4 protein-coding genes and 1 tRNA gene are annotated in these 5,025 nt (G+C 40.3%); 3 read left to right on the top strand and 2 right to left on the bottom strand.

All coding sequences use genetic code 11. The features are described 5' to 3' along the window. Positions 1-271: 271 nt before the first annotated feature. Complete coding sequence (locus Q1V93_RS05595) at positions 272-1,981, bottom strand: hypothetical protein (protein WP_300662591.1); 1,710 nt, start codon at positions 1,979-1,981, stop codon at positions 272-274. Positions 1,982-2,089: 108 nt separating this feature from the next. Further along, a tRNA-His gene (locus Q1V93_RS05590) sits at positions 2,090-2,166 on the bottom strand. Positions 2,167-2,388: 222 nt separating this feature from the next. On the opposite strand from Q1V93_RS05590, the gene Q1V93_RS05585 reads away from it, so the two are divergent. The 3 genes from Q1V93_RS05585 to Q1V93_RS05575 all read left to right on the top strand — a co-directional run. Continuing rightward, complete coding sequence (locus Q1V93_RS05585) at positions 2,389-3,387, top strand: Gfo/Idh/MocA family oxidoreductase (protein ID WP_300662588.1); 999 nt, start codon at positions 2,389-2,391, stop codon at positions 3,385-3,387. 34 nt (positions 3,388-3,421) lie between these two features. Then, on the top strand, positions 3,422-4,282 hold the full coding sequence (locus tag Q1V93_RS05580; protein WP_300662585.1) for a hypothetical protein: 861 nt from the start codon (positions 3,422-3,424) through the stop codon (positions 4,280-4,282). A 14-nt stretch (positions 4,283-4,296) separates the two neighbouring features. Continuing rightward, positions 4,297-5,025: nucleoside-diphosphate sugar epimerase/dehydratase (locus tag Q1V93_RS05575; RefSeq protein ID WP_367183770.1), on the top strand; the 729-nt coding region annotated here is incomplete at its 3' end.

Below are 5,025 nucleotides of genomic sequence, written 5' to 3'. Positions count from 1 at the left end.
GAAGGCGAGGATATTTGTCAGCAGACAAATAGAATCCGAGGTACTGCAAATTAAAATCTGCGCTCCGGCATAGTCGGAGTCTATAGAATTTGCGTGACTTAAAAAAATCACCTAAACTCCAGGGCAAGTGATATTCTAAATAATGGATCATAGGGATATTCCTTTGTATTTATTAGACTTTTGTTGAATAAGTATGGCAATATCCAACAAACTTTAAGGAATACTATTAGTCAACGGCATATTCTGATTTTTTTCGAATTGGAATCAACCGTTACTCTACCCTCAAACGAATAAGTCTGCTATTGATGCCCGGAGGAAGCCAGCCGTTCTTTATGGATATTCGCAGGTAATAAGTTCCCGTTCGTTCAGGTACCTGAAAGAGTGTACGGACGTTCAATGAATCGTCAATTGTTAAACCATCCAATGCTAATTTCTTTTCCTCACCCACTGATTCTTCTTCCCGGAAAAGACAAAAGACCAGCCAATCAGGATACGTCTTGTTTTTGCCAAAAGTGACCGGGTTTCCATAGTTGTTTATCAGGGTCACCGGAAAATGAACCAGCATGCCGGCTTTGAATACATACCGTGGTTCAGGTGTTGTTATATTAATTTTGGAATAAGAGCGAAAATTATCAATGAAGATGTATTGAATTTTCCCCTTCATCGTCCATAAAGAATGAACACCTTCCCCGGCAATCTCCCAATTCGGGATATAAATGATTCGTTTTCCCTGCAAACTTTCTTCAATATTCCAGATATCATACTGGTTACGACGGTATTGAATATTGTTAAGAGACAAGGAGGTTTGACCACTGTAAAAGCTGTATTTGGAAGCCTTTTGATAGGAATTCGCAAAAACAACCGGTTTTTCTCCTGCTTCCGCCTGGATTTGCCTTGCCCAGGTTTTCCAATCATAGAATTCGGGAAGCAGCTTGCTCCCAACGGCAGGAACAAGATCAAAAATAAGATTTACTCTCAGGAACATAAAAAACAAACAGCTTACAAGCGAAAGTCGAATCATCCACTTTTTTAGTGTGGGGCGTAAAGTCATGTAGTTGTAACTCAAAACGATCATTGGTACAAACGCCGCAACAGTCCAGTTTGCTTCAACTGGTGCATTCAATGTGGAGAACAGAAAAAAGACTATGAAACCTGTAAATGTATACTTCAACGCTTTTTCCGTCACGCTTTGCACACGGTAACGGAAAGCAGTGTAAAAAAGCAGCAAACCGGTAAGTGGTCCCGCAATCATCAGCTGTCCCGCAACAAACACCAGTGTATCTACTGGTTTATAGGGATCCTGTGATTTCGTAAGTACATGGTACTGATAAGAAGGATAATCATTGGTAATCTGCCATAAAATATGGGGAAGGTATGCAATCACAGAGATACTAATCAACAAATAGAATCGCTTGTTTTTTAATACACTCAGATTTGAAAGCAAAGTAAAAAAAAGAACGAGCAAACCATGGTACTTGCAATAGAGTAATGCAGCAATAGTGAGACCAAGCAGAAGGCTATTCACAACTCCATCATTTTCTGACCAACGTTTATAAAGCAGAAAGAATACAGTAGTAAAAAAAAGTAGTGGTGCGTCAGGAACTGCAATAAAACCATAAACCTGCAGGCAACTAACGGAACAAACTATAACAAAAAACAAAGGAAAATTGCGGCGGTTAGTCAACAAAAAGACGCCCCAAATAAAAAGAGTTTCCATCAGTACGATGAGCCACCTAACACCCAATTCACTCTGAAATACGGCATACCCTGCTTTGATTAAAAGAGCAATTGCTGGCGGATGATCAAAATATCCATAATCCATATTTCGGGAGTACATCCAATAATAAGCTTCGTCATTTGCCAACCCGGTGAATGCCGCCTGGATGAGATTGACAATCATCCAGCAAAATAGCAATGCAAAATTGCATAAAGTACTGTGATTACGATAATACTCTCTGATAGCATTTAAAATTGTTCTCATTCGGTGGAAAGCGATCGTTTCTATATGGATATAACTATTTTAAAGATCAGCAATATACAAAACAAAAAGAGTGTGACCGCTATCGCATTTCACACTCTTTATTGTTTTTGGGGAGAAAGACGGGTCTCGAACCCGCGACCTCCGGAACCACAATCCGGCGCTCTAACCAACTGAGCTACAATCTCCATTAAGTGGGCGCAAAAATAGGCATTCTTTCCAATCTTTCTACACTTTTTGTCATTTTTTTTTCATTTTCATCGCATTTCTTTGCCAAACAAAAGAGCTTTCCGATCTATCTGAAAGAAAATGAGGAAATTCCGGTCAAACAGCAACTACTAAATATGGGTTGTTGAAAACACATTTTTTATTCACCTCATTTAGATTCTTTGAATCGATACATTTGTAATATGAGCGAACAGAGACTAAAAATCGGAGTATTCGGAGCAGGACACCTGGGACGGATTCATATCCGGCTGATACTGGAATTATCCGATTTGTATGAATTCATTGGATTTTACGATCCTTCGGATGAATCGGCAGAAAAGGCAATTACGGAATTTAAGGTCTCGAGGTGGGATGATATGCAGGCATTGATCGACGCATGTGATTGTGTGGATGTTGTTGCTCCTACCCTGCATCATTTCGATATCGCATCCCGGGCCATTCGCTCAAGCAAACATGCTTTCATTGAAAAACCGCTGGCCGAAACAACCGAACAGGCAAAAAGTTTATTGGATTTATCCCGTGAAGCCGGAGTGATTGTTCAGGTCGGACATGTAGAACGCTTCAACCCTGCTTTCAGAGCTGCAGAACCTTTAATTATCAAACCGATGTTCTTTGAGATTCATCGGTTGGCTCAATACAATCCACGCGGAACGGATGTTTCGGTAATTCTTGACCTGATGATCCACGATTTGGACATCGTTTTGAGTTGTGTCAATTCCAGCATCCGCAGAATTTCTGCAAGCGGAGTAAGCGTTGTCAGCAAAACCCCGGATATTACTTCCGTTCGGCTCGAATTTGACAATGGCTGCGTGGCAAACCTTACAGCATCCCGTATGTCCCTGAACAACATGCGAAAAGCACGGATTTTCCAAAAAACAGGCTACCTGACAATTGATTTCTTAAACCAATCGGTTGACCAGATCATGATCACTCCGAAAGACCAGGAAGCTCCAAGTATGTTCAGTTTTGAGCTCAACGACGAAGTAAATCTTTCCGCCTTAAAACCGGAAATTACCAAGTCAAATGCCATACAGGAAGAACTTCGTTCATTCTATCATTCCATCGTGCATCATAAGCCGGTTGTTGTCTCGATTGATGACGCTTACAGAGCGCTGGATGTGGCATATCAGATCATTGATAAACTGAAATCTGCTCATCTATCGGTTTTCGACAATAATTAACGTAAATTTGCGTTTGCTAGGGATAGACTTTTCTATGAGATATTTATACATTTTTGTTCTTCTTTCTTTCGGGTTATCAAGTTGCGTTAAAAATAACCCGGCGCCCATTTGGCTTGATATTAGTAAATGGACTTTGAATTCCAATCCGAATTCATCTGTAAATCCGGGACAATTGACCCAAAACTTCACCGATGTCTGGGTATATATCGATGGAAATATCATCGGGGTGTTTGAACTTCCGTGCAAAATTCCGATTCTTGTTTCAGGTTCCTGCAAAGTAGTTCTTTACCCTGCAATTCGAAACAACGGGATTTCTGCTACAAAAAAGATCTATCCTTTTGTTGAACCGTTTCAAAATACCATGGATCTTGTTCCGGGTGAAACTTATGCGATTAATCCGACAACACGTTATTTTTCCGAAACCAAATTCTGGGTGGAAGATTTTGAAAACTCAACCATCAAAATTACTCCCGATCCGATTTCAAATGCAACTTTGAATGTTGAAAACAACAGTGCTATCGGACCTTGGGGATATTATGGTCACATTGCTTTAACCTCATCTGATTCTCTTTGGGTTGGTTTGTCAACCGATGTCATGTATTTGCCGAAAAGCGGTGCGGAAGTTTACCTGGAAGTCAATTACAAAAACACGAACTCTATTTTAACCGGTATCCTTTCGTATCCAAACGGAGGAAGTGCTTCGGACAATCCGAATATCTCAATGAACGCTCAAGGTTCGGAACCGGTCTGGAAAAAAATCTATATCGATCTGAAAGACATCGTCTCCAACACGCCAACTTCCATTTATTACAAACCCTACTTCCGGGCACTTTTGGACTCAGGGTTAAGCTCTGGTGACGTTTACATTGATAACATTAAAGTCGTACACTTTTAGAAGAATCAGTTGTAATGCATAAATTGTTTAGATGGTTATTTATTGGGAGCGACTTTTTAACAGCCGCTCTTTCCTGGGGAATTTTTTATTACTATCGGAAAACAAGTATTGAGCACGAGCAATTCTCATTCAACGAAACATTTTATTACGGAATCATCGCTATTCCACTACTCTGGATCTTATTTTATGCACTTCAGGGAACCTACCAGGATATCAGAAGACTCTATCGTCTGAAGATTCTTTCCCTGACGAGTTTTGCAACTATTTTCGGATCCATCGTACTGTTTTTTGTGCTTTTGATCGATGACGATGTCAATACATATACCAATTATTACCGCTCGCTCCTAACACTGGCACTTCTGCACTTCGGACTCACTTTTTCGTCCCGGTTAATCATTACCAGCGTGGTCGTAAACCGCATTCACTCCAGGAAAGATGGTTTTAAAACCTTGTTGATCGGAGGATCTGAAAAAGCAGTCGCAATCTACCAGGAAATCGAAGGAATTGAAAAAGGCGGCGGAAATCAATTTGTAGGTTTTGTCAATCTGAACGGAATTGACAAACTCCTGGAAAACAAAATGCCGTATCTGGGCCATGTTGATCAGCTGGAAGAAATCATTACTAAATACCGCATTGAAGAAATCATTATCGCACTGGAAAGTACGGAACATGAACGTCTGAAAACCATCATTTCCCGAATAAACGGAGAAAATATTACCATCAAAGTACTTCCGGATATGTAT

This window comes from Fluviicola sp. (assembly GCF_030151805.1).
Taxonomy (GTDB): Bacteria; Bacteroidota; Bacteroidia; order Flavobacteriales_D; family Crocinitomicaceae; genus Fluviicola.
Note: the sequence above shows the minus strand (reverse complement) of the source record. Positions and strands in the feature narration are given on the sequence as shown.